This is a genomic window from Kitasatospora sp. NPDC085879, from assembly GCF_040686255.1.
GTDB lineage: Bacteria > Actinomycetota > Actinomycetes > Streptomycetales > Streptomycetaceae > Kitasatospora.
The window spans coordinates 33587-55772 of the sequence record NZ_JBFBJZ010000045.1 but is presented as its reverse complement, the minus strand read 5'-3'; the positions used below and the strand labels follow the sequence as shown (position 1 = coordinate 55772).

Sequence of the window (22186 nt, the reverse complement as noted above, 5' to 3'; positions counted from 1 at the left end):
GTCACGCCGCCCACCGTGACTTACCGGGGCAGGTCAGCGGTTCTGCCGCCAACGGATCGGCAGGTGCTTGAGCCCGTTCTGGAAGTTGGACACGAGGCGGGTGGGTGCGACGCCGGGGGCGAGGTCCAGGCCTGGCAGGTCGGTGACGACCCGCCCGAGCATCGCTCTCATCTGGACACGGGCCAGTTGTGCCCCGAGGCAGAAGTGCGGGCCGTGGCCGAAGCTGACATGGTCGTTCCGGGTCCGGGTGATGTCGAAGCGATCGGGGTCCGGGAACACGTTCTCGTCGCGGTTCGCCGAGGCGTGGTAGACGACGACCTTCTCGCCGCGCCGGATCCGCTCGCCGGCCAGTTCGACGTCGCGGGTGGCGGTTCGCCGGAACTCCACGACCGGGGGCCAGAAGCGCAGGATCTCCTCGACGGCCGACGCGATCACCGCAGATCCCCGTTGCCGCAACAGCCGATACTGATGGGGATGGGAGAGCAGCGTGTACAGGCCCCCGGGCAAGGCGTTCCGTACCGTCTCATTACCCGCGACCGCGAACAGGAAGAACGAGGTCTCGAACTCCTCGGTGCTCAGCCCGGCTTCCCGCATCCGTGCCAGCACGGTGCCGGGCCGCGGTTGTTCGGCCAGTCCGTGCGCGTACGCGAACATGTCGGCGAGGGCGGCGCGCGAGCGCGGGTTGACCGGTCGGCCGTCCTGGGCGGTCGTGATCGTGGGACGGTGGGCGACGGCCGCCCGGCCGAGGTCGGTCAGCCGGTCCGGGTCGACGGTGCTGGAGGCGGCCAAGTCGGTGTCCTGGTAGCCGATCACACGGTTCGCCCAGTCGACCAGCAGCTGGCGATCCTGCTCGGGAACACCCATGATCCAGGCCAGCGTCCGCACCGGCAGATCGGCCGCGACCTGCACGAAGTCCGCCTCGCCCGCCGCACGGACGGAGTCGACCAGTGCCCCCGCGTGATCCTCGATCGCGTCCGTCAGCTCGCCCAGGACGCGCGGGGTGAAGGCCCCGGCGACGATCCGCCGCAGCCGGGCGTGGTCCGGCGGGTCCTGGTTGAGCATCATCGTGCGGGCGAACTCCAGGTCGGCCACGGAGTCGGGGTCGCGGATCTGCGTCGCTCCCAGGTGCGAGGAGAACACCTCCGGCGTGCGCAGCACGTACTTGACGTCCGCGTGTCGCAGCACCGCCCAGTACCCGGGCCCGGCAGGCCAGTTCCCCACCGCCGGCTCCTCCACCCAGCAGACCGGTGCGGCCGCCCGCAGCTCCCGGAAGAGCTCGTACGGCACCCCCTCGGCGTAGGTCTCGGGAAGGAAGATCCGGTTCACGCTCGCCTGGTCGAGGGTCACGACCACCGACCGTACGACACCCCCGCACCCCACACCAGAAGGCGCCGGCGCGAACGTGGCTCTCCCGCTGTTCCTGAGCGAGAAGGAACTCGGCGCTGGTGAGGGTGTCCTCGTTCGGACGGGCGCCGCCGTGCGCCTCGCTCTCGTAGTACTCGTAGTAACGGCCACCGCAGCACGGCCGATCGGTGGAGCGCCCTGCCGAGGCACGGGCTGCGACCGGCCGACGCTGCCGGGCATCGAGCGCCTTGAGCGTCTGCGCGAGGCGCTCGCCGTCCTCGCGACCGGTATCGCCCGCACCCACGGCCGACCGGCCTGGTTCCTCGCCCGGGCCAGCACCGTGCTCGCACCGGTCCTCCGCTGGCGGATCCTGCCCGCCGCCGACGGGCAGTCCTTCGGCGCCGTCGTCCCGACCCCGGCCGAACTCGCCGACGCCGAGAACGCGACCCGCCGCCTGCACGCGGTGCCGACCGGTATCGCGGCCGGGGCCGCGGGCCGGGCTGAGGGCGGCGTCACGGTGGCGCCGAACGACGGGGCCGCAACTCCCCGACCGCTCATTGACCCGGCCGATGTCGCGGCGCGGCTGTCAGGCGTCCGGGTGTGCCTCGGTCTTCACCGTCCAGGAATTGCCCTGGCAGCCCGCCGGCAGCGGCGGGAACCGGTGTCCCTTCACGTCCGTGCTCCAGTGGTGGCCGGCCCCGCAGTCGCATGCGTAGATGCCGCTCGCGGGGACGATCTCACCCGGGTGCCACGATGTCTTCTCCTCGTCCATAACCCCGGTCTACGACAGCACCGCCCCGACCGCGAGCGCGGTGACATGAGACGGTCGCACCGACGACGGGCGCGGCCACGCCGGCTGCGGCGGCACTGGCGGCACTGGCGGCGCGCTGCCCCGGGCCGGGCCCGGGGCACGGCGGCCGGGTCAGCTCTGGTTGACGATGACGGAGACGCCCCAGCCGATCGCGGCGAGGACGACGGCGAAGCACGCCACGGCGACGGTGTAGTTGAGCGGGCCGGCCGTACGGCGTCCGGCGGGTTGCCCGCCCCCGCGGGGCGGCGGGTTGAGGGCGCGCACGCCGACGGCGAAGAGCGCGGGCAGGCCGGCTCCGGCGAGCAGCCCCACCAGGACGATCTTCCACAGCGCGTCGAGGTTGATCCACGAGTTCACGGCGCCACCTCGTCCCTGGGGGGTGTCGGCACGACCGAGCCGGTCCATGCGGCGTTGACGTTCTCCGGTGTCACGGCGGGGCGCCGGGACGCGGCGAAGAAGGCGATCGAAGCCAGTACCAGCACGGCGAAGACCACCACCACTCCCGCCGTACCCCCGATCCCGTTCGCGACCCCGTAGGCCAGGGCGCCGACCACCGCCGAGGCCGGCAGGGTGATCAGCCAGGCCGCCACCATGCGGTGCGCGATGTGCCAGCGCACCACCGCTCCCTTCCGGCCCACCCCCGTGCCGAGGATCGAGCCGGTGGCCACATGGGTGGTGGAGAGGGAGTAGCCGAAGTCGGTGGAGGAGAGGATGACCGCCGCCGAGGCCGATTCGGCGGCCATCCCCTGTGGCGCCTCGATCTCCACCAGGCCCTTGCCGAGTGCCCGGATGACCCGCCAGCCGCCGATGTAGGTCCCGAGGGCGATCGCCACCGCGCAGCAGGTGACCACCCAGACCGGGGCGCTCGCTCCGGCGTGGAGCGTGCCGTTGGCGATCAGCGCCAGGGTGATGACGCCCATGGTCTTCTGCGCGTCGTTGGTTCCGTGGGCGAGCGAGACCATGCAGGCCGAACCGACCTGGCCGAGTCTGAAGCCGTGCGCCCGCGGGCCCTCGGCCACGTCGCGGGTGATGCGGTGGATGAGGTAGGTGCCGAGCGCGGCGACCGACCCGGCGATGAACGGCGACAGGGCGGCGGGCACGATCACCTTGGCGACCAGGCCCTGCCACTTGACGGCCGAGGCGCCGGCCGCGGCCATGGTCGCCCCGACCACACCGCCGATCAGCGCGTGCGAGGAACTGGACGGGATCCCGAAGAACCACGTGGTCAGGTTCCACAGGATGCTGCCCGCCAGGCCCGCCATCACCACGGTCAGCGTCACATCGCCACTGTCGACCAGGCCGCTCGCGATGGTCGCGGCGACCGCGGTCGACAGGAACGCGCCGACCAGGTTCAGCACTGCCGACACCGCGACCGCGACACGCGGCCGGAGGGCCCCGGTGACGATCGAGGTCGCCATGGCGTTGCCGGTGTCGTGGAATCCGTTGGTGAAGTCGAAGCCCAGCGCGGTCGCGACCACCAGCACCAGGACCGCGTCGTTGCCGGTCACGTGTACGAACGTAACCAACCGCCCCACCGCCCCCGGCGTACGACACTCCGTCGAACCGAACCGTCCGGGCCACGCGGTGTCAGCGTCCGCCGTCGGTGAGCAGCAGGGTGCGCACGGCCTCCTCCACCGGACCGTGGACGGCGAGCGGGGCATCGTCCGCGCCCAGGCCGTCGAGGCCCGGATCGATGGTGACACCGTCCTCGAACAGCTCGACCAGGCGCGGGTTGATGTACGAGGCGCGGCACACCGCCGGGGTGTTGCCCAGGCGGTCGGCCACCTCCCGGACGACCCGGGCGACCGCCCGGCGCCGGGCGGCCTCGGATCCGGCTGCCGTTCGGACGGACACCGCCATGCCTACGGCGGCCAGCACGGTCGCGTCCCAGGTACGGAATTCCTTCGCGGTCAGGTCGGTCCCGCTGCGCTCGCGGAGGTAGCTGTTGAGGTCGTCGCCACGGACCTCGTGCCAGCCCCGGCCGCTGCGGTGGGCCCGCAGCCGGTCGCCCGGGTACGTGCTGCGCAGCAGGGCGCGCAGGGCCGCGGTCGTCGCGGGGTCGGCGACGGTGGCCACGCGCCGCTGTCCGGACTTGGCGGGGTAGTCGAAGCGGACGTGTGCACCGCGGACGGCGACCTGGCTGCGCAGCACGGTGGTCAGGCCGTGGGAGCCGTTGGCACGGGCGTGCGTCTCGGACCGGAGGCGGAACATGTCGAGTTGAGCAGCCGGACGGCGCAGGCCATCACACGGTCGCGGGGCAGTCCGCGGTGGCGCAGGTCGCTGTCGACCGCGGCCCTCGGTTCGGGCAGCCGGGCGGAGAGCTTGAGGACGTGCTCGTGTTTGGCCGGCTCCTGCTGCCGGGCGCGGACCTCCGGGTGGTGCAGGTACTGGCAGCGGTCCTTGGCATCGGTGCCGAGCGCCTGCAGGTGACCGCCCGGGTGGGGACAGATCCAGATGTCCGTCCACGCGGGCGGGACGGCGAGGGCACGGATGCGGTCCAGTTCTGCGCGGTCGGTGACGGGCCGGCCGTTCGGGGAAAGGTAGCGGAAGCCCCCGCCGCACCGCGTTCGCCGCAGGCCCGGGCCGTGGGGGTCGCTGGTCCTCAGCCTCATCCCCGACGGTCCTCGCAGGGCCGGGGGCAGGGCACCGACCGGCCGCGGTGCACGGGGGTCATGCCGGACGCCTGCCCGGAACGCCCGTCCGACACACCTGCCGTACGCGGACCGCAGGCCGGTGGGGGCGGGATACGGGGTAGCCGCCGCCCGTGTGCGTCGATGCTTCCGGGGCGCCGGTCGGTCGGGGTGCGGTGGACGCTCATCGACGGAGCCGGTTCGGGTGGTCCCGCCGGCGGCGGCGCCGGACACCTGCGCGGTACGGCGAGCTGGCCCTGGGGCGCCGTCACCCCGCGGCCAGAGGACCGCGGCGCGGCGGGAGATCTCGAAGGGCGGTCCTGGCGCGCGGGAGGAACGGACCGGGGCAGCGGCGGACCCGGCCGTGCGGGCCGAGCGGGGAGCGGCGGCCGGGCCGGTGGCCACCCCGACGGGCGGCGGGCACGACGACGGGGTGTCTCGGTCTCACGGCTTCCTCCAAGTGGTTCGCGGACGGAAGTGCCCATGCGGCTACCCGTCGTTCGGGCATCGAAGCACCGCCCGGCCGTTCCGGGCGCGCCTGCCCGCGGCCCGCTCCCCCGCCGCTCCGTCGGGACCATCAGGGCATCAATCCGACCCGCCACGAACGGTCGGGTGAAAGGCCCGGGGTAGCCGCAGGCCGGAACGCACGAACCCGCGGTCCGGCCCGTCGCTGCCGGCCCGCGGGAGCGACGGCGGTCGGTCAGTCCTCGCTGAGCACGGCACGGCGTAGGGTTCGGCGTCCCGCCACGGCGCCTCGCCGTCCGGCTGTGTGCGAGTCTCGCGACTGCCGCCCGTCGCCGCCACGCGGCGTGCCTCGGCGAGACGGCGGCCCGGTCGGGCGCACGAATCCTGACGGACATCAGGGCGCCTCGCTGCTGCGACTCGGCCATCACGACCCGGGGGCCGAGCCCGAGGACGAGGGAATCCCCGACCTCGAGGACGGCTCGCCCGGCGCGCGCCGGGCCGAGGCCCCGCAGCGGATGCCGGTGCCCGGCGAGGCGCCCGTGGCGGCGGAGTCCTTCGGCGTGACGGGCGCCGAGCAGGCCGCGGGACAGTCGCTCGACGAGCGGCTCGCTGCCGAGGAACCCGAGATCGACGCGGTCGGCGCCGCCGGCACGCCCGACCCCGCCGGAGTCGGCCCCGAGGAGCGCGCGGTCCGCACGCGCCGCGTGGAGCAGGTCGACCTGCTGCCACAGGGGTGACGCGCGCGAGCGGCCGCAGCCCCCGGGCGGGCTGCGGCCGTCGGGCTGTCACGGCAGCGGTGTGCCTCCGGTCGCGTTGACAATCTCCCCTGTGATGTACGAGGCCTCCTGCGAGGCGAGGAACACGTACGCGGGTGCCATCTCGGCCGGCTGCGCGGCCCGCCCGAGCGGGGACTGCTCCCCGAAGTGCGCCACCTTCTCGGGCGTCATGGTGGCCGGGATCAGCGGCGTCCACACCGGGCCGGGGGCCACCGCGTTCACCCGGATCCCCTCCGGGGCGAGCTGCAGCGCGAGGCCCTGGGTGAAGGCGACGATCGCCGCCTTCGTCATGGCGTAGTCGAGCAGGTGCGGGCTGGGCTTGTACGCCTGCACCGAGGCGGTGTTGATGACCGCCGAACCGGGCCGCAGACCGGGCAGCGCGGCGCGGGTGAGCCAGAACATGCCGTACAGGTTGGTCCTCATCACCCGGTCGAACTGCTCGGTGGTGATCGCCGCCAATCCGTCCGGTTGCGACATCTGGTAAGCAGCGTTGTTCACCAGGACGTCCAGCCCGCCGAGTTCCCGGTCGCAGCGGTCCACCAGCGCGCGGCAGAAACCCTCATCTCGGAGGTCGCCCGGCACGGCCAGCGCCTTCCGCCCGGCCTCCTCCACCAGGCGGACGGTCTCCTCGGCGTCCTGCTGCTCCTCGGGGAGGTGGCAGAACGCCACCTCCGCGCCCTCGCGGGCGAAGGCGAGCGCGACCGCCCGGCCGATGCCCGAGTCACCGCCGGTGATCAGCGCCCGGCGGTCCTCCAGCCGTCCGCAGCCCCGGTAGGTGTCCTCGCCGTGGTCGGGCTCGGGGCGCATCCGACCGCCGGTGCCCGGATGCGGCTGCTGCTGTTCGGGGAACTCGGGCTGCGGGTGCTGACCCACCGGGTCCCTCCGCCGGTACTGATCGCCCGTCATGGCGGCTCTCCTCCTGGTACGCGGCCGGCCCTCGGAGTATGCACGGGTGGGGGCGGCCGACCCGGTTCAGGTCACCGCACGCACGGGACGGCACCGTCCCGCCGCAGTTCCGACCGCCGAGGGGAGACCGGTCGGCGCGGCGTTCGGGGAGACGGTGCCGGGCCTATCTGTGAAGGTGCGGGACGCCTGCCCGGCGCGGTTTCGGACAAACCCGCACAGGCGGGACGAACCCGAACGGGCCGCCCGGCCCGGGTCAGGCCCGCCAGCGCAGGACGGCGCCCACCCCGCCGGCCGGGCCCCCGGTGCCGTCCGGCACCGTCATCGCCTCGGCCCGCGAGGCGATGACGCAGCGCAGCAGCGCGTCACCGGCCTGCGCCCGCACGGGATGGGGAACGCCCATGCTGCGCAGCTCGCCGCGGTCCGTGCCGATGTGCTCGGGCTCGGGTCCGATCCAGACCTCGCGGCCGGTGTCCGGGCCGTCCGCGCGGAGCAGCAGGGTGGCGAGCTGGTGCTGCCGGGCGGCGGCCGCGACGGCGGGGACGCCCTCGGCGGCGGCTCCCGGCGCGATCTCGGTGCCCGTGCCGTCGGTGCGGTGTTCGCCGGGGCGGCCGGTGCCGCTGCGGAACCGGTCGAGGATCTCGTCGGCGTGGTGCCGGGAGAACTCCTGCCACGCCTCGTCGAGCCGCTGTTCGAAGGTCTCGGTGCGGATGCCGTCGGCGCGTCCGCCGCCGTCCACCTCCACGGTGAGCGGCCGCAGGTCCTGGGGGAGCCGCTCGTGGACGGCCCGGCGCTCGCGCGCGTCGCCGGTGAGGACGATGAGGTTCGCGCCGCAGTCCGAGCGGGCTTCGGCGAGGTGCCCGGCGATCGCGTCGGCGGACCGGTCCCAGGCGTCCTGCTCGCGGTGCCGGTAGTGCCATTCGTAGCGGTCGGCGGGCGGGGCGCGGTGCCCGCGGCCCTGCCAGGTCACTCCGTCCACGGTGCTGAGCGGCTCCGGCCGGCCGAGGCGGCGGAGCTCCAGGTCGGCTCCGGTGCGGTCGATCGCGGCGACCAGGCAGTCGGCGGCCGCGGCCTCCAGCCGGCCGAGCAGCGGGGCCAGGTGCGGCAGCGGCCCCCAGGCGGTCTCCACGGCCGGGGGTGCCGTGGTCAGCGGCACGTCGAGCACGACCTCGCCGCCTTCCGCGAACAGGGCTCGACCCGGCGGGGAGCCCGATGCGGGCTCCCCCGCGAGGTGCTCTCCGACGGCCCGGCAGGTCCGGGGGTCGGCCCCGCGGTCGGCGAGCTGGCGCACCGCCGCCCGCCGCAGCAGAACCTGCCGGTGTTCGGCGTCCTCGGTGGTGCGGGAGGTGTCGAGGCAGACGGTGGCCCAGGGGCCGGGCCTGCCTATCAGAGGTTCGAGGAAGCCGAGGTCCATGGCGTTCTCCGGGTCGGTGCGGGCCGGTGACGGCGCGGCGGGTCGGTGGGCCGGTGCGGCTTCCCGGCCCGTGCGCCCGGAAACCGGGCGGTCAGTCCGTGAGGCGGAGCGTGGTGCGGGGCGCTGCCCGGTACACCTCGCGGTAGAACGCGGCGAGCCGGCCGCTGTGGCCGAAGCCCCAGCGCGCGGCGATCTCGGTCACGGTGGTGGTCACCGGGTCCGCCGCCACCAGGTCCCGGTGGGCCGCATCCGGGCGGACCCGGCGCGGGTGGGTGAGCGGTGTGGTGTCCCGGTGCCGGCGGAAGGCGTACTGCAGGGCGCGCGACGTGACGTAGGCGGCCGCGGCGATGTCGGCGAGGACGACGTCCTCGGCCGCGTGGGACTGCATGAAGGCGCGGCGCACCGTGTCCGGGGCCGCGGCCACGCCCGGCTCGGGTACCGGGCCGGCGTCCGGGTCCGGCGACGTCGGGGAGGACGGCGGACGCAGCGGAGAACGGCCTTCCACAGGTCCGCGGCGGCCGTTTCCGGCAGGCCGATTCCGGGGCGGAGCCGCAAGATCGGGTCGCCGTCGGTCCGGCCGGCCAGTCTCAGCAAGGTCCCGAGAACAGGGGTCCGCGACCCGCCACGGCACACCACTGGCCGGGGCCGGAGCCGGAGCCGGGGCCGGGGCCGGGGGCGGCGAGCGGCCCGGCGGGATCGGATCGGAGCAAGCGGTACCGGCCATCCGGGGACCACCTCCTCGACGGCGACAGGCGACGGCCGACCGGTACCGGGAGGCTCGGCGCCGCGCCCTGTCCCTTTACACCTGCACCACTGGGCGGAGGCGAAACCCCTCGGCCCCACCAATGAGGCCCGCCCCGTTAGAAGAGGGAGCCGCCGGGCAGACGCGTCGCGGACCTGTTGGACGAGAAGACTGGAGGCCCGGCATGAGCATGGTTCAAGAGTCCGTCGAGGTCGAGGTTCCGCTGCACACCGCGTACAACCAGTGGACGCAGTTCGCGGACTTCCCCCGCTTCATGGAGGGCGTGGAGGAGGTCACCCAGATCGACGAGCGGCACAACCACTGGAAGACCAAGGTCGCCGGGGTGAGCCGCGAGTTCGACACCGAGATCGTCGACCAGTTGCCCGACGAGAAGATCGCCTGGCGCACCATGGGCGGCGACGTCCAGCAGATGGGCGTGGTCACGTTCGAGCGCCTCGACCAGGACCACACGATGGTGCGGCTGGCAATGGACTTCAAGCCGGGCGGCGTCGCCGAGAAGGCCGCCGAGATGATGGGGATGGTCGACCGCCGAGTCAAGGGCGACCTGCGGCGCTTCAAGTCCTTCATCGAGGACCAGGGCCTGGAGAGCGGCGGCTGGCGCGGCCGGATCACCCCCGGCAGCTCCTGACCACCCGCGGGAACGGAGGGCCGCCGCGGTGCTCCGCGGCGGCCTTCCACCGTGTGCCGCACCGGAGCTTTCCGCTCGCCGGCAGGGCAGGCGCGGGCCATGGACCAGTCACAAGCCCCCGTGCTGGAGGCCCTCGCGGCCCACCACGCGAATCCGCCGACCGCGTTCACCCCGCCGGGCCACAAGCAGGGCCGCGGCACCGACCCACGGGTCCTGGCGACCCTCGGCGCGGACGTGTTCCGCTCGGACGTGCTCGCCGTCAGCGGCCTGGACGACCGCACCTCGTCCCGGCGGATCCTCGAACACGCGCAGGAGCTGATGGCCGAGGCCGTCGGCGCGGAGCACACCTTCTTCTCCACCTGCGGCAGTTCGCTGTCGGTCAAGGCGGCCATGCTCTCGGTCGCCGGCCCGCACGAGGAACTGCTGGTCGGCCGCGACGCCCACAAGTCCGTCGTGGCCGGACTGATCCTCGCCGGCATCCGCCCGGTCTGGGTGGACCCGCAGTGGGACCCCGACCTTCATCTGGCGCACCCGCCGTCGGCGGACGCCTTCGACGCCGCCTTCCGCGAACACCCCGACGCGCGCGGCGCCCTCGTCACCTCACCCACCCGTACGGCACCTGCGCCGACCTCGCCGCGATCGCCGAGACCGCCCACCGACGCGGCCGGCCGCTGATCGTGGACGAGGCCTGGGGCGCCCACCTGCCCTTCCACCCCGAGCTGCCGACCTGGGCCATGGACGCGGGCGCCGACGTCTGCGTGACCTCCGTCCACAAGATGGGCTCCGCCTTCGAGCAGAGTTCGGTCTTCCACCTGCAGGGCGATCTGGTCGATCCGGCCGTGCTGAAGCAGCGCGCCGACCTGCTCGGCACCACCAGCCCCTCCGTCCTGGTGTACGCCGCGCTCGACGGCTGGCGCCGCCAGATGGTCCAGCACGGCCGGGCCCTGTACGACGCCGCCCTCGGCCTGGCCGCCGACCTCCGCACCCGCATCGACGCACTGGACGGCCTGCACGTCCACGGCCGCGAGGACTTCTGCGCGCCCGGCCGCGCCGCCGACCTCGACCCGCTGCAACTCGTCGTCGACCTGTCGGAGCTCGGCACGACCGGCTACCTCGCGGGCGACTGGCTGCGCTCCCACCACCAGGTCGACCTGCACGTGTGCGACCACCGCCGGATCAGCGCCCAGCTGACCCACGCCGACGACAGCACCACGGCCCACGTCCTGGTGTCCGCGCTGACCGAACTCGTCGCGGTCGCGCCCGGTCTTCCGCCCGCCGGCAAGGTCCACGTCCCCGACCCGGCCCGGCTGCGCCTGGAGCAGGTGCTCCTCCCCCGCGACGCCTTCTTCGGCGCGGTGGAGCGGGTGCCGGTCGAGGAGGCCGCCGGCCGGATCACCGCCGAGATGCTCACGCCGTACCCTCCCGGCATCCCGGCCACGCTGCCGGGCGAGCGCCTGAACGGCGACGTGGTGGCCTACCTGCGCACCGGGGCCGACGCCGGGATGCTCGTCCCCGACGCCGCCGACCCCCGGCTGCGGTCGGTGCGGGTCGCCGTCGAGGGCTGACCGCCATGCGTGAGCGGGGGTCCGCGGGGTAGGCGCGCCGCCAGGCACCAGCGAGCCCGAGGAGGAGCCATGCCGGCCGGTTCGAGCAAGAAGCGGGAACGCCAGTACGAGCACATCAAGGACAGTGCGCTGGACCGCGGCGAGAGCGAGAAGCGGGCGGAGGAGATCGCCGCCCGGACGGTCAACAAGGAACGCGCCCGGCACGGCGAGTCGAAGACCGCCAGCCGCAGCTCCATCCAGGACATGTCATCCTCGCGGCGGGGCGGGCAGCGCTCGCACTCCGGTGCCCAGGGCCCCACCTACGACCAGCTCTACAACGAGGCCAGGCAGCGCAACATCCACGGCCGCTCGAAGATGAACAAGAAACAGCTCGCCAACGCGCTCGGCCGCTGAGGCCTCTGCCCCGGCCCTCGGAGGTCGGCCGGTGCCCTACGGCGCCGCCGACCTCCGGGGGCCGCCCGCCTCCCCGGGTCACCGAATCGACGGTCCGTCCGGAGGTCCCCCTGATGGACACCTCTGCCGACAAGGCATCCGATGGCACACCGCCCGCACCGGCCGGGTCCGATCCCGAGCTGGATGCGGAGCTGACCGCGACCGTGCGCCGGACCGGCGCGTCCGCGGGCGCCGTCTACCTCCTCGACCGGGAACCGGTCCTGGTGATGGCCGTGGCCTTCGGCCTGCCGTCGGGACTCACCGCCGCGTGGAAGCGCGTCCCGCTGGGCGCACCGCTGCCGGTCTGCGACGCGGTGCGGGAGGAGCGGTTCGTGTGGGTCGGCTCGCAGCAGGACCTCGCCCGCTCCTACCCCCGCCTCGCGGCCTCCCTGCCCCACCCGCTCGCCCTCGCCGCGGCCCCGCTCACCGGGGCCCGCAGGGTCTGGGGCGCGGTGCTGCTGGTCTTCCCCGCCGACCACCCCCAGCGCGCCACCCCCCGCGAACGCGGCCACATCACCAACCGGGCCCGCCGGCTCGCCCGCCTCCTGGACGACGCGGACCACCCGCCGAACCTGCCCGACCTGCCGCGCACCGCCCCTGACCTGCCGGCCCGTCAGGCGCCGGTGCAGCCGGCACTGGCGGCGGCGGACTTCGCCGAACGCCTGCCCGGGGCCAGCCTGGCCCTCGACCTGGAGGGACGGATCGCCTACGCCAGCGCCGGCACCGAGGATCTGCTGGGCCGCACCCCGGACCAGCTGGTCGGCGCGCTGCCCTGGCTGGCTCTTCCGTGGCTCGACGTCCCCGGCGTCGAGGACCGCTACCGCACGGCCGTCATCAGCCGGGAGCCCGCCGCCTTCACCGCGCTGCGGCCGCCCGACACCTGGCTGGACTTCCGGCTCCATCCGGACCGCAGCGGCATCAGCGTCCGCGTCACCCCCGCCCACACCGGTTCGGCGGCGGACGACCCCGTGGACGGGCCCCGGCCCGACGACCACCGGGGCGGCCGCCTCTACCAGCTCATGCACCTCACCGCGGCCCTCACCGAGGCCGTCGGCGTCCGCGACGTCGTCGAGATGGTCGCCGACCAGGTCCTGCCCGCGTTCGGCGCGGACGGGCTCGTCCTGTCGGCCGCCGACGCCGGCCGACTGAAGATCATCGGCCACTGCGGCTACCCCTCCGCGAACATCGACCGGCTGGACGGCCTGCCGCTCGACACCCGCCTCACCCCCGCCGGCCACGTGCTGGCCACCGGCATCCCGGAGTTCTTCTCGGACCCGCACCGGATGGCCGACGAGTACCCCCGCGCCCAGCGGATGAGCGGCAAGCACGCCTGGGCCGTGCTCCCGCTGATCGTCTCCGGCCGGCCGGTCGGCGTCTGCATCCTGTCCTACGACCGCCCCCGGACGTTCAGCGCCGACGAGCGCGCCGTCCTCACCTCGCTCGCCGGCCTGCTGGCCCAGGCCGTCGACCGCGCCCGGCTGTACGACGCCACGCACGACCTCGCCGACGACCTCCAGCACGCGCTGCTCCCGCACTCCCTCCCGCACGTCCCCGGCATCACGGTCGCCTCCCGATACCTGCCCGCCACCCGCGGCCTCGACGTCGGCGGCGACTTCTACGACTTCATCCGGCTCGACGAACGCACCGCGGCCGCGGTGATCGGCGATGTGCAGGGCCACAACACCACCGCCGCCGCCCTGATGGGCCAGGTCCGCACCGCCGTCCACGCCCACGCGAGCGCCGGCGCCGCCCCGGGCCAGGTGCTGGCCCGCACCAACCGGCTGCTCGCCGATCTCGACCCCGATCTGCTCGTCTCCTGCCTCTACGCCCAGCTCGACCTCACCCGCCGCCAGGTCACCCTCGCCTCCGCCGGCCACCCGCCGCCGCTGCTGCGCCGCCCGGGCGGGCAGAGCCACGTCCTGACCGTCGAGGCCGGGCCCCTGCTCGGCGTCGACACGGACGCCGGCTACCCACTCACCACCCTCCCGCTGCTCAACGGGACACTGCTGGCCCTGTACACCGACGGGCTGGTCGAGATCCCCGGCACGGACGCCTCCCGCACCACGGCCGACCTGGCCGCTCTCCTCGGCGACAGCCGCGCCGAAACACCCGACCGGCTCATCGACGAGCTGGTGCACCACAGCTGGCCCGCCGGCCGGCACACCGACGACATCGCCCTCCTCGTGCTGGCCATCGTGCCCGCCGACGCGGCACCGTACGGGCCCGGCCGCCCGGGCGACCACGACACGCCGGCCGGTGCGCCGCGCGGGAGTGAGCGGTCCGCGGCAGGGTAGATGGCTGTGACTCACGGCGTCCGCCGCCCGGCGCGGCGCCCGCATGCTCCGCACCCGGGAGGTCCCCCGCCGTGGCATCCGCGTCCGCCGTCCAGGAGTTCATCGCCGTCAGAACGCCCGAGGAGATCGACCGCGCGGCCTGCGCGGTCCGCATCGACGGCGGGCCCGAGGCCCGCGGTGCCGCCGCGGCCTACCGGTGGGTGCTCGACCCGGAGGCGCCGGCGCCGATCAGCGGCAGCCGGTGCGGGGTGATCACGGAGCCGGACCTGGCAGCGGAGGAGCGGGCAGCGCTCCTGGCCGCCCGGGACCCCGCACGCTCCGCGGCCGAGAGGCAGCGCGCACGCGGCGTGGCCAAGGCGCTCGGCTGGGTGCTCGGCTTCGCACCGCTGAACGACTGAAGGGCACGCGGGTGAGGAGTCGGTCCGTTCAGGTCAGGGGCTTTCCATCCGGAAGAAGTCCCGCAGGTGCGTCTTCGGGCGCGGCCCGGTCGGCGGGAGGTCGTCCCGGGGGCGGTCGGCCGGCGAGCGGCGCACCTTGTGGACCGGCGCCGATCTGGCCTGTGCGCCCACATCCACCAGCTCCTCCCGCGATGCGGCGGTGCCGAGCTCGTCGAGGATCAGCGTCTGTTCCTCGTTGGCGTGGCCGGTGACCTCGCGGACGAGCAGCGCGACCTTGCGGTCGAAGAGCGGGGCGTCCGCGCCGATCCGGGACAGGTCGTCGAGCAGGGCGCCCATGGTGGCGAGGCCGGCCCGCTCCTGCTCGATGGTCTCCCGGCGGTTCGGCAGGGTGCGCAGCGCCAGCGGGTAGAGGTACTCCGCCTCGACCGCCATGTGGCGCTCCAGCAGGCCGGCCGCCTCGTCGAGGAGTTCACGGCGCAGCGGGTCCTTCAGCGGTGTGCCCGCCATGCGGCCGAACAGGGTGCGGAGCCGTTCGTGGTCGGTGCTGAGGACGTCGATGAGGTCGCCGGAGGTCATGGTGCACCTCGTCTTCCTGGCCGGGCGTTTCGGTCGACGGTGGCGTGTACCCGGGGCCGGGTGCGCCAACCGGCGCCGGTCAGAGCAGGGCGAGCGTGGCCGTGCCGTGCAGAACGACGCCGTCGTCGCAGACCTCGGCGACATTGCAGGTGAGTGCGGCGGCCTCCTTCTGCGGGTCGCTGCCGGACGCGCCGGTGAGGCGGGTTCCGGGCGGGACGACGACCACCAGGACCTCACCCTGTTCTCGGGCCGCGGTGCGCCACTCGGGGGAGGCCGCGGGTTCGGGCACCGGTTCCCAGGACTGCCGGCCGCCCACGAAGACCAGCCGTTCGATCAGGGGCCCCGCGCATCACGACCAAGGCGGTGCTCGGCGGCGCCTCGCCGGCGGCCGGCAGGAAGCCGCTCTCCAGGGCGTGGGCGAGCAGGTCGGCGTGCCACCGCCGGGCGACCGCGATGTACGCCTCCGCGACGGGAGGGCCGACCGGCTGCTCCTGCACGCAGGTGCTCCGGCGGATCTCCTGCCCGGGACGACCGTTCCGCAGGTGCGCCCGGGCCCTTCGTGTGCGCGTGCGGCGCACGGGTAGGCGCCGGGCAGAGCGCGGGCCGGAAGGCCCCGACACCCGGGCCGATCAGGAGGCTTCACCCATGACCTCTCCGCCCGCACCCGAGCCCCGACACCGGAGGTACCTCCTGTGCCCGCCGACGCACTTCGCCGTGCGCTACGCGATCAACCCGTGGATGGACCCCGACCGGCCGGTCGACGGCGCCGCGGCCGAACGGCAGTGGCGGCGGCTCTGCACGGTGCTGCGCGGTCTGGGCCACGAGGTGGCGACCATGGATCCGCTGCCTGGGCTGCCCGACATGGTGTTCACCGCCAACGGCGCCACCGTGGTCGACGGGCGGGTGCTGGTGGCGCGGTTCAAGCACGCGGAGCGTGCGGGCGAGGCACCGGCCCACCGTCGATGGTTCGCCGGCGCGGGCTTCCGGCCCGTGCACACGGCGACCCTGGTCAACGAGGGCGAGGGCGATCTGCTGGTCGCCGGACGGCGGATCCTGGCGGGCACGGGCTTCCGCACGACCGCGCCGGCCCACCGCGAGGCCCAGAACCTGCTCGGCCTGCCGGTGGTCACCCTGCAGCTGGTCGACCCGCGCTTCTACCACCTGGACACCGCGCTCGCCGTATTGAGCGACGATCAGATCATGTACTGGCCGCCCGCCTTCGCCCCCGCGAGTCGGCGGCTGCTGGCAAGGCTCTACCCCGACGCCGTCCGCGCGGCGGAGGCGGACGCCGCCGTGTTCGGGCTCAACGCGGTCAGCGACGGCCGGCACGTGGTGCTGCCGCGGGCCGCCACCGGCCTGGCCGCGCAGCTGCACGCGCACGGCTTCCGCCCCGTCCCGGTGGAGATGCCCGAGCTCCTCAAGGCCGGTGGCGGCCCCAAGTGCTGCACGCTCGAACTCCGCGGTGCGTGATCCGCGCCGCGGCCCCCGCGAGAGAGGCTCCCGCATGTCGACCGCGCTCCGTCCTGCCGCCCCGGCGGCGCCCGTCCTGCCCTCGGCGCGCGGCCCGCTGTCCGCGCTCGTCCTGGACCTGCTGACCGCCGTGCCGGGCACCGCGCCCCACGGCGTCCCGGCGGACGTCCCGGACCCGCTGGGCGACGACGCGCAACTCGCCCTGTACGTCTGCTACGAGCTCCACTACCAGGGCTTCCAGCGGGTCGACCCGGCCTGGGAGTGGGATCTCGGGCTGCTGGCGCTGCGCGCCCGACTGGAGGAGGCTTTCCTCGCGGCGCTCCGCGAGGCGGTGGGCGACCCGGGCCCACTGGAACGGGTGGTCGCCGACCTGCTCGTCGAGCCCCCGGACGGGGCGGGGCCCTCGTACCACCTGCTGGAGCGCGGTGAGCGCTGGCAGGCCCGGGAGTACCTCGTGCACCGGTCGCTGTACCACCTCAAGGAGGCCGACCCGCAGCTCTGGGTCGCCCCGCGGCTGCCCCACCCGGCCAAGGCCGCCCTGATGACCGTCCAGTACGACGAGTACGGCGCGGGGCGGCCCGAGCAGGCTCATGCGCTGCTCTTCGCGGGGATGATGGCCGATCTCGGCCTCGACACCCGCTACGGGCACTACCTCGATACCGTGCCCGCCCCCGCGCTGGCCGTGGTCAACCTGATGTCGCTGTTCGGGCTGCACCGGGCGCTGCGCGGTGCGGCGGTCGGCCAGTTCGCCGCGGTCGAGATCACCTCCCCGCCGGGCGCGGCCCGGCTGGCCCGGGCACTGGACCGCCTCGGTGCCTCGCCTGCGGGCACGCTCTTCTACCGGGAGCACGTGGTGGCCGACGCCGTCCACGAACAGCTGGTCCGCCGCACCGTCCTGGAACCGCTGGTGGCGGGCGACCCGGCGCTCGCCGCGGACATCGCCTTCGGCATCGCCGCCACCGGCGCGGTGGAGGACCGGCTCGCCGATCACCTGGTGACCGCCTGGGGCCGGGGTCGCAGCTCGCTGCGGTCTCCGCTGGACGACGGCCCGCCGGCCTGACGGCCGCCGCCCGCTGCCCAGGTGCCGCACGATGTGCTCCGCCCACCCGCGGGACGCCCCATGAGCATGATTGGGCCCCGGAGCGAGGGGCAGGCGCGGACCATGCTTCTGATCACCCCGCCGGGCGTGTACCCGGCCCAGGGGGACACCCGGCTGCTCACCGAGGCACTGGAGCGCGAGCACCTCGGCGGCCGGCGGGTCCTCGATCTGTGCACCGGCAGCGGGGCCGTGGCCATGGCCGCCGCCGCCCGGGGCGCCCGCGTGACGGCGGTGGACGTCTCCCGCCGCGCCCTGGCCGCGGCCGCGACCAACCTGCTGCTCAACCGGCGGCGGGTGCGGCTGCGCCACGGCGACCTGCTCACGCCGGTCGTCGGCGCTCGGTTCGACCTGATCACGGCCAATCCGCCGTACGTGCCGAGCCGGTCGGCGCCGCCGCGCCGCGGGATCGCCCGCAGCTGGGACGCCGGCCGCGACGGCCGCGCCCTGCTGGACCGGATCTGCGCCGACGCGCCCGCGCTGCTCGCACCGGGCGGGGTTCTGCTCGTGGTGCAGTCGGCGCTCGCAGGCGTCCCGGCGACCTGTGCCGCGCTCACCCGCGCCGGGCTCCGCGTCGGCATCGCCGCGCGGCGGCGCCAGCCGTTCGGGCCGGTGATGACCGCCCGGGCCGGCTGGTTCGAGGAGCGCGGCCTGATCGCCCCGGGGCAGCGCGAGGAGGAACTGGTGGTGGTCCGCGGTGTCCGGCCCGCCTGAGCGCCCGCCACGCGAGCACGCGCCGCGGCGGGTCACCGTCGCCGAGGACGGCCCGTACCTGGTCGAGGGTCCCGTCGAGGTCGTGCTGCCGGACGGTACCCGGCAGGTCAGCGAGCGGCCGGTGGTCGCGCTGTGCGCCTGCCGTCGCAGCCGGTGCTTCCCGTTCTGCGACACCAGCCACCGCCGCCGCAGCCGGCCACCGGACCCGCGGGTGTGAAGCTCCCCGCGCTGCCCCTCGCCGTGGCACCCGACCCGGTCGGCCGCCGGTCACCGCTTCAGGGTGACCGAGGGGGCGACCCCGTAGGCCTTCCGGTAGGCCTCCGCGAACCGGCCGGGGTGGGCGAAGCCCCAGCGGGCGGCGACCCCGGTCACCGTCACCCCGGTCTGCGTGTCGCCGCCTTCAGGTCGCCGTGCGCCCGGGCCAGCCGGACGCGTCGCAGGTCGGCCAGCGGGGTGCTGCCGGTGAGCCGCCGGAACGAGTAGCGCAGGGCCCGCGGCGTGACGTAGGCCGCCGCGACGATGTCGGCCAGGGTGAGGTCCAGTGGGCGTTGTCGTCGATGAACGCCATCGCCCGGCGCAGGGTGGCGGGCGTGGCGTCCCGGGTGTCGGCGGGCAGCAGGTCGGTGCGGGCGGTGTGCGGCAGCGAGGTCAGGGTGACGGCCGCCAAGTGCTGGGCCGCGGTCGACAGGAGCAGCTCGGACTCGCAGGCCACCGGGTCGTCCAGCACAGCGTCACGCCCGGGCGTCCTCGACCGGGCCGCCGATCCTCATCGGTGTGGAGGCCGAGGACAGGAAGTCCTCCGCCGCCTCCAGACTCGCGCTGTCGAAGAGGATCGACTCCATCACCACCACCAGAGCGCGGGAACGTCCCGTCCTCGCCGACGCTACGCCGAACCGCCCGGGACCGGCGATACCGGGGTGCCGGGTCCCCGCACGCGCGGTCAAAAGACGCGGCGGCGGCGGCCCTTCCGCGATTGCGGCCCGACGACGGGTGTGCACCCGGCACGACGGGGCAGCCGCCGACCACAGGCCCGCACCGGCGGGCCCCGACCGGAGGAGGCGGCGATGGCAGGCCACGGCGGCGACGTCATCAAGGAACTGGAGACCGACCACCGCGAGGTCGAGGACCTGTTCGCACAGATCCTCAAGTCCACCGGAGGACACCGCAAATCGCTGCTCGACGAGGTGACCGTCGAGCTCGTGCGGCACTCCGTGGCCGAAGAGGCCTACCTGTACCCCGCGGTCCGCGAGCACGTGACCGGCGGCGACGCGATGGCCGACCGCGAGGTCGACGACCACGCCAGGGTCGAGCGCCTGCTGAAGGAGATCGAGGGCCGGGACGCCGACGACCCCGAACTCACCCGTCTGGCGGACACCCTGGTCGACGAGGTCACCTCACACATCCGCGACGAAGAGCGGAACCTCTTCCCGGCGCTGCGCTCGGCCTGCACCCAAGCCGACCTGGAGGAGTTGGGCAACCGGGTCCGCCGCGCCAAGGCGACCGCGCCGACGCGTCCGCACCCCGGTGCGCCCTCCTCGCCGACCGCCCGCAAGGTGCTGGCGCCGGGCGTCGGGCTGATCGACCGGGTGCGGGACTACGTGTCCGACCGCGGCGCCGCGTAGGAGGGGCCGTGAGCATCCGACGCCGGGCGTACCCGGAGGCACGCAGCGACCAGGCCCGACGCGACGGCCACCGAACCGGCCCGTCCGACGGCGAGCGGGGCCCGGAGCGGGCCGCCCGCCGAGAGGAGCCGGGCGAGAGCACCGCGTCCTCGCCGGCAGCGGGACGCCGCGACGACGGACCGGAACCACCGGCGGCCGACACCGCGGCACCATAGCGACGGCCGCGACCGTTCCCCGACGACCGGGTGTCGGGAACGGGCGCTGTTCACCTGCGGAGCAGGCCGGGTAGACCGGCGAACGGCAGGGAGCCGCGTCGTCGTCCGTCCCTGTCGGCAGCGGCGATCATGAGGCCGCCGAGCACCATCGCCGTCGCCAGCGCGTGGTCCTACCCGGGCGTCCACCCGCTCGCCGCTCGTGGTCGGGGTTACTGCTCAGGCGAAGATGCGCGCCACCATGAAGACCAGGACGCAGAGGACGAGCAGTCCGATGACCGCAAGCGGCCACGGACCCCAGGCATTTCGCAGTTCCGGCGGCTCGGGCACCGAGATGCCCGCCGTGGTGCTCGACTCGGCCGGCGGCGTCTCCTCGGGCCGTCCGGCTCGGACGACCGGCGCGGACCGGTCCGGCCAGCTGCTCGCGGGGGCGGTCGGGGGCGTCCGGGTCTCCGCGGGCCGCCGGCCGGTCGATTCCAGCTCCCGCACGGTCGCGGCCAGGTCGAGTTCGACGACACCGGTGCCCGGGCCGGAGGCGCTGGCGTACGCGAAGGCGCCGTCGTGCGTGAAGACGGCCATCAGCGAGCGTCCCGGTCTCGTGAAGAGGAGGCGTTCGTTGCGCGTCCGGTCACCGGGCTCGCGGCGGACCGCCCAGCCGAGTTCGCCGGCCCGCTCGTAGAGTGCGGTCTGCTGCCGGCTGAGCGGCAGTCTTCGTGCGACGGTGGCCATGGTCGTGCACCCGTTCCGGTCGACCCGTTCCGCGTCCCGGTGCGCGGGGGGGGCTCCCACCGGGATCGCCTGAACCGGTGCGTCTGCCCGCGGATTCCCGGCCCAATCCAGGTGAGGGGCCGGCGTCCGCTGCGAGACGACGACGCGGGTCAGTGCAGGATGCCCGCCGTCTCGTCGGTGATCATGCGCACGAGGCCCTTGCGGCCGCTCTGCCGGAGTTCGCGGCGTTGGCGGAGCGCGCCGTTGCCCTCGGCGAGCAGGCGGCGCAGACCCCCACCGACGCGTTCCAGGTCGCCGCCGGCCCGCAGTTCGGGTTCGACGCAGGCGAGGGTGGTCGCAGCCGCTTCGGCGGCCGGGACGAGGGTGCCGGTCGCGGGGTCGGGCAGCCGCTCGGCGAGGCCGTGCCGGGCGGCGTACCAGGCGGCGGTCTGCAGGAGTTCTGGCGGGGCCGGCGGGACGGCGGGGGCACGTCGCGGGTCGAGGGACCGGGCGGCGAGGGCGCGGACGAGTCCGGCGAGCAGGACGGCCTCGTCCGCCCGCAGCTGGACGTCCGTCGCGCGGACCTCGACCGTCGGGTAGCGCTCCGAGAGCCGGGCCTGCCAGTACAGCTGCCCGGTGTCGCGGAGCAGTCCGGTGGCGACCAGCCGGTGGATGCGCCGGTCGTAGTCGGCGTCGTCCGCGAAGTGCGGGGGTACGCCGCTGACCGGCCAGCGGCCGAAGACGACGGTGCGCCAGCTGGCGAAGCCGGTGTCCTTGCCGCGCCACAGCGGGGAGTTGGCGCTCAGCGCGGTCAGCACGGGCAGCCAGGGGCGCAGCCCGTTGAGCACGGCCACGCCCGCCGCCCGGCCGGGCACACCGATGTGCACGTGCATGCCGTTGATCATCTGTTCGTCGGTGAGCGCCGGCGCGTCCCGGCGCATCCGCCGGTAGCGTGCCGACGGCGTGACCGGTACCGGGAGCCGGTCGGTGAACGGGGCGGAGCCGCAGGCGGCGAGCCGGCAGCCGCAGGCCTCGGCGGCGCCGGAGAGGCAGTGGCGCAGCCGCAGCAGATGGCCGCCGAGTTCGTCGAGGCCGTGGCAGACCGGGGTGGCCACCTCCAGCTGTGCCTGCAGCAGCTCGCGCTGTACCTCGCCGCGGTCCACCGCCGGGTGCAGGCCGGCCTCTGCCAGTACCCGGGCGGCGCACGCGACAGGCACCCCCGTGGCCGGAGAGACGAGGAGGTACTCCTCCTCCACGCCGATGGTGAGCACGTGAGGCGGCTACCCGCCGTCGCCGGCGGTCAACCGGCGTCCGGGGTTTGGCCCTGCGCGAACGGGACAGGCGCCGCGCCATGGCTCTCACGAA

Annotated in this window: 25 protein-coding genes and 1 pseudogene; 11 read left to right on the top strand and 15 right to left on the bottom strand. The window is 74.8% G+C overall.

The window, feature by feature from the left end:
- Positions 1–33: 33 nt before the first annotated feature.
- The 6 genes from AB0P35_RS28875 to AB0P35_RS28850 form a co-directional block, all read right to left on the bottom strand.
- The gene (locus AB0P35_RS28875; protein WP_363516369.1) at positions 34–1347 is read right to left on the bottom strand and encodes a cytochrome P450; all 1314 of its coding nucleotides are present in this window, start codon (positions 1345–1347) and stop codon (positions 34–36) included.
- A 583-nt stretch (positions 1348–1930) separates the two neighbouring features.
- The gene (locus AB0P35_RS28870; RefSeq protein WP_363516366.1) at positions 1931–2116 is read right to left on the bottom strand and encodes a hypothetical protein; all 186 of its coding nucleotides are present in this window, start codon (positions 2114–2116) and stop codon (positions 1931–1933) included.
- A 150-nt stretch (positions 2117–2266) separates the two neighbouring features.
- Positions 2267–2512: a hypothetical protein gene (locus AB0P35_RS28865; protein WP_095878037.1), complete on the bottom strand. Its 246-nt coding sequence runs from the start codon at positions 2510–2512 to the stop codon at positions 2267–2269.
- Entirely contained in the window at positions 2509–3663 is a 1155-nt protein-coding gene (locus AB0P35_RS28860; RefSeq protein ID WP_363516363.1) for an inorganic phosphate transporter, read from the bottom strand. The genes AB0P35_RS28865 and AB0P35_RS28860 overlap by 4 nt, the downstream gene beginning before the upstream one ends.
- A gap of 79 nt (positions 3664–3742) precedes the next feature.
- Positions 3743–4366 (bottom strand): hypothetical protein, encoded by a 624-nt coding sequence (locus AB0P35_RS28855; RefSeq protein ID WP_363516360.1) that lies wholly within the window; start codon positions 4364–4366, stop codon positions 3743–3745.
- On the bottom strand, positions 4312–4767 hold the full coding sequence (locus tag AB0P35_RS28850) for a hypothetical protein (protein ID WP_363516357.1): 456 nt from the start codon (positions 4765–4767) through the stop codon (positions 4312–4314). The genes AB0P35_RS28855 and AB0P35_RS28850 overlap by 55 nt, the downstream gene beginning before the upstream one ends.
- Before the next feature lie 827 nt (positions 4768–5594).
- Here AB0P35_RS28850 and AB0P35_RS28845 point away from each other — a divergent pair.
- Entirely contained in the window at positions 5595–5987 is a 393-nt protein-coding gene (locus tag AB0P35_RS28845; RefSeq protein WP_363516354.1) for a hypothetical protein, read from the top strand.
- A 48-nt stretch (positions 5988–6035) separates the two neighbouring features.
- Here AB0P35_RS28845 and AB0P35_RS28840 read toward each other — a convergent pair whose 3' ends face one another.
- From AB0P35_RS28840 to AB0P35_RS28830, 3 genes are all read right to left on the bottom strand, one after another.
- Entirely contained in the window at positions 6036–6932 is an 897-nt protein-coding gene (locus tag AB0P35_RS28840) for an SDR family oxidoreductase (protein ID WP_363516351.1), read from the bottom strand.
- A 253-nt stretch (positions 6933–7185) separates the two neighbouring features.
- Positions 7186–8343, bottom strand: coding sequence for a hypothetical protein (locus tag AB0P35_RS28835; RefSeq protein WP_363516348.1), 1158 nt, complete (start codon positions 8341–8343; stop codon positions 7186–7188).
- A 91-nt stretch (positions 8344–8434) separates the two neighbouring features.
- Positions 8435–8767, bottom strand: a complete 333-nt coding sequence (locus AB0P35_RS28830; protein WP_363516345.1) for a helix-turn-helix domain-containing protein — start codon at positions 8765–8767, stop codon at positions 8435–8437.
- 502 nt (positions 8768–9269) lie between these two features.
- On the opposite strand from AB0P35_RS28830, the gene AB0P35_RS28825 reads away from it, so the two are divergent.
- The 5 genes and pseudogenes from AB0P35_RS28825 (at position 9270) to AB0P35_RS28805 (ending at position 14423) form a co-directional block, all read left to right on the top strand.
- The gene (locus AB0P35_RS28825) at positions 9270–9734 is read left to right on the top strand and encodes an SRPBCC family protein (protein WP_095878042.1); all 465 of its coding nucleotides are present in this window, start codon (positions 9270–9272) and stop codon (positions 9732–9734) included.
- Between the two features lie 99 nt (positions 9735–9833).
- Positions 9834–11299: pseudogene (locus AB0P35_RS28820) on the top strand (ornithine decarboxylase).
- Between the two features lie 69 nt (positions 11300–11368).
- Positions 11369–11692 carry a plasmid stabilization protein gene (locus tag AB0P35_RS28815; RefSeq protein WP_363516342.1) on the top strand — a complete coding sequence of 108 codons (324 nt, stop codon included), beginning with the start codon at positions 11369–11371 and terminating at the stop codon, positions 11690–11692.
- Positions 11693–11805: 113 nt separating this feature from the next.
- Complete coding sequence (locus AB0P35_RS28810) at positions 11806–14025, top strand: SpoIIE family protein phosphatase (RefSeq protein ID WP_363516339.1); 2220 nt, start codon at positions 11806–11808, stop codon at positions 14023–14025.
- 71 nt (positions 14026–14096) lie between these two features.
- Positions 14097–14423: a hypothetical protein gene (locus AB0P35_RS28805; RefSeq protein ID WP_363516336.1), complete on the top strand. Its 327-nt coding sequence runs from the start codon at positions 14097–14099 to the stop codon at positions 14421–14423.
- A gap of 33 nt (positions 14424–14456) precedes the next feature.
- Here the strand turns inward: AB0P35_RS28805 and AB0P35_RS28800 are convergent, their stop codons facing one another.
- Both AB0P35_RS28800 and AB0P35_RS28795 read right to left on the bottom strand, forming a co-directional pair.
- Positions 14457–14999 (bottom strand): hemerythrin domain-containing protein, encoded by a 543-nt coding sequence (locus tag AB0P35_RS28800; protein WP_095878048.1) that lies wholly within the window; start codon positions 14997–14999, stop codon positions 14457–14459.
- Positions 15000–15078: 79 nt separating this feature from the next.
- Entirely contained in the window at positions 15079–15288 is a 210-nt protein-coding gene (locus AB0P35_RS28795; protein WP_363516333.1) for a hypothetical protein, read from the bottom strand.
- Between the two features lie 356 nt (positions 15289–15644).
- On the opposite strand from AB0P35_RS28795, the gene ddaH reads away from it, so the two are divergent.
- From ddaH to AB0P35_RS28775, 4 genes are all read left to right on the top strand, one after another.
- A complete protein-coding gene (gene ddaH / locus AB0P35_RS28790) occupies positions 15645–16469 on the top strand; it encodes a dimethylargininase (RefSeq protein WP_095878050.1) in 825 nt (274 codons plus the stop codon).
- Positions 16470–16503: 34 nt separating this feature from the next.
- Entirely contained in the window at positions 16504–17529 is a 1026-nt protein-coding gene (locus AB0P35_RS28785; RefSeq protein WP_363516330.1) for an iron-containing redox enzyme family protein, read from the top strand.
- A gap of 102 nt (positions 17530–17631) precedes the next feature.
- Positions 17632–18279, top strand: coding sequence for a HemK2/MTQ2 family protein methyltransferase (locus tag AB0P35_RS28780; RefSeq protein ID WP_363516327.1), 648 nt, complete (start codon positions 17632–17634; stop codon positions 18277–18279).
- Entirely contained in the window at positions 18263–18496 is a 234-nt protein-coding gene (locus AB0P35_RS28775; protein WP_363516324.1) for a CDGSH iron-sulfur domain-containing protein, read from the top strand. Before AB0P35_RS28780 ends, AB0P35_RS28775 begins: the two co-directional genes overlap by 17 nt.
- A gap of 50 nt (positions 18497–18546) precedes the next feature.
- On the opposite strand, the gene AB0P35_RS28770 is transcribed toward AB0P35_RS28775, so the two are convergent.
- Together AB0P35_RS28770 and AB0P35_RS28765 are read right to left on the bottom strand one after the other, a co-directional pair.
- Entirely contained in the window at positions 18547–18657 is a 111-nt protein-coding gene (locus AB0P35_RS28770) for a helix-turn-helix domain-containing protein (RefSeq protein ID WP_363516321.1), read from the bottom strand.
- Positions 18658–18679: 22 nt separating this feature from the next.
- The gene (locus tag AB0P35_RS28765; protein ID WP_363516318.1) at positions 18680–19006 is read right to left on the bottom strand and encodes a hypothetical protein; all 327 of its coding nucleotides are present in this window, start codon (positions 19004–19006) and stop codon (positions 18680–18682) included.
- Positions 19007–19343: 337 nt separating this feature from the next.
- Here AB0P35_RS28765 and AB0P35_RS28760 point away from each other — a divergent pair, with 337 nt between their 5' ends.
- Positions 19344–19901, top strand: a complete 558-nt coding sequence (locus tag AB0P35_RS28760; protein WP_363516315.1) for a hemerythrin domain-containing protein — start codon at positions 19344–19346, stop codon at positions 19899–19901.
- A gap of 431 nt (positions 19902–20332) precedes the next feature.
- On the opposite strand, the gene AB0P35_RS28755 is transcribed toward AB0P35_RS28760, so the two are convergent.
- The gene (locus AB0P35_RS28755) at positions 20333–20842 is read right to left on the bottom strand and encodes a DUF6480 family protein (RefSeq protein ID WP_363516312.1); all 510 of its coding nucleotides are present in this window, start codon (positions 20840–20842) and stop codon (positions 20333–20335) included.
- Between the two features lie 149 nt (positions 20843–20991).
- Complete coding sequence (locus AB0P35_RS28750; RefSeq protein WP_363516309.1) at positions 20992–22092, bottom strand: glutamate--cysteine ligase; 1101 nt, start codon at positions 22090–22092, stop codon at positions 20992–20994.
- Between the last annotated feature and the right edge of the window lie 94 nt (positions 22093–22186).

What these genes read in the sequence shown, in the direction of transcription:
- AB0P35_RS28870 (WP_363516366.1), bottom strand. Translation starts at nt 2,116, where the DNA reads ATGGACGAGGAGAAGACATCGTGGCACCCGGGTGAGATCGTCCCCGCG.
- AB0P35_RS28855 (WP_363516360.1), bottom strand. Translation starts at nt 4,366, where the DNA reads ATGTTCCGCCTCCGGTCCGAGACGCACGCCCGTGCCAACGGCTCCCAC.
- AB0P35_RS28850 (WP_363516357.1), bottom strand. Translation starts at nt 4,767, where the DNA reads ATGAGGCTGAGGACCAGCGACCCCCACGGCCCGGGCCTGCGGCGAACG.
- AB0P35_RS28840 (WP_363516351.1), bottom strand. Translation starts at nt 6,932, where the DNA reads ATGACGGGCGATCAGTACCGGCGGAGGGACCCGGTGGGTCAGCACCCG.
- AB0P35_RS28835 (WP_363516348.1), bottom strand. Translation starts at nt 8,343, where the DNA reads ATGGACCTCGGCTTCCTCGAACCTCTGATAGGCAGGCCCGGCCCCTGG.
- AB0P35_RS28825 (WP_095878042.1), top strand. Translation starts at nt 9,270, where the DNA reads ATGAGCATGGTTCAAGAGTCCGTCGAGGTCGAGGTTCCGCTGCACACC.
- AB0P35_RS28815 (WP_363516342.1), top strand. Translation starts at nt 11,369, where the DNA reads ATGCCGGCCGGTTCGAGCAAGAAGCGGGAACGCCAGTACGAGCACATC.
- AB0P35_RS28810 (WP_363516339.1), top strand. Translation starts at nt 11,806, where the DNA reads ATGGACACCTCTGCCGACAAGGCATCCGATGGCACACCGCCCGCACCG.
- AB0P35_RS28800 (WP_095878048.1), bottom strand. Translation starts at nt 14,999, where the DNA reads ATGACCTCCGGCGACCTCATCGACGTCCTCAGCACCGACCACGAACGG.
- ddaH (WP_095878050.1), top strand. Translation starts at nt 15,645, where the DNA reads ATGACCTCTCCGCCCGCACCCGAGCCCCGACACCGGAGGTACCTCCTG.
- AB0P35_RS28785 (WP_363516330.1), top strand. Translation starts at nt 16,504, where the DNA reads ATGTCGACCGCGCTCCGTCCTGCCGCCCCGGCGGCGCCCGTCCTGCCC.
- AB0P35_RS28780 (WP_363516327.1), top strand. Translation starts at nt 17,632, where the DNA reads ATGCTTCTGATCACCCCGCCGGGCGTGTACCCGGCCCAGGGGGACACC.
- AB0P35_RS28760 (WP_363516315.1), top strand. Translation starts at nt 19,344, where the DNA reads ATGGCAGGCCACGGCGGCGACGTCATCAAGGAACTGGAGACCGACCAC.
- AB0P35_RS28755 (WP_363516312.1), bottom strand. Translation starts at nt 20,842, where the DNA reads ATGGCCACCGTCGCACGAAGACTGCCGCTCAGCCGGCAGCAGACCGCA.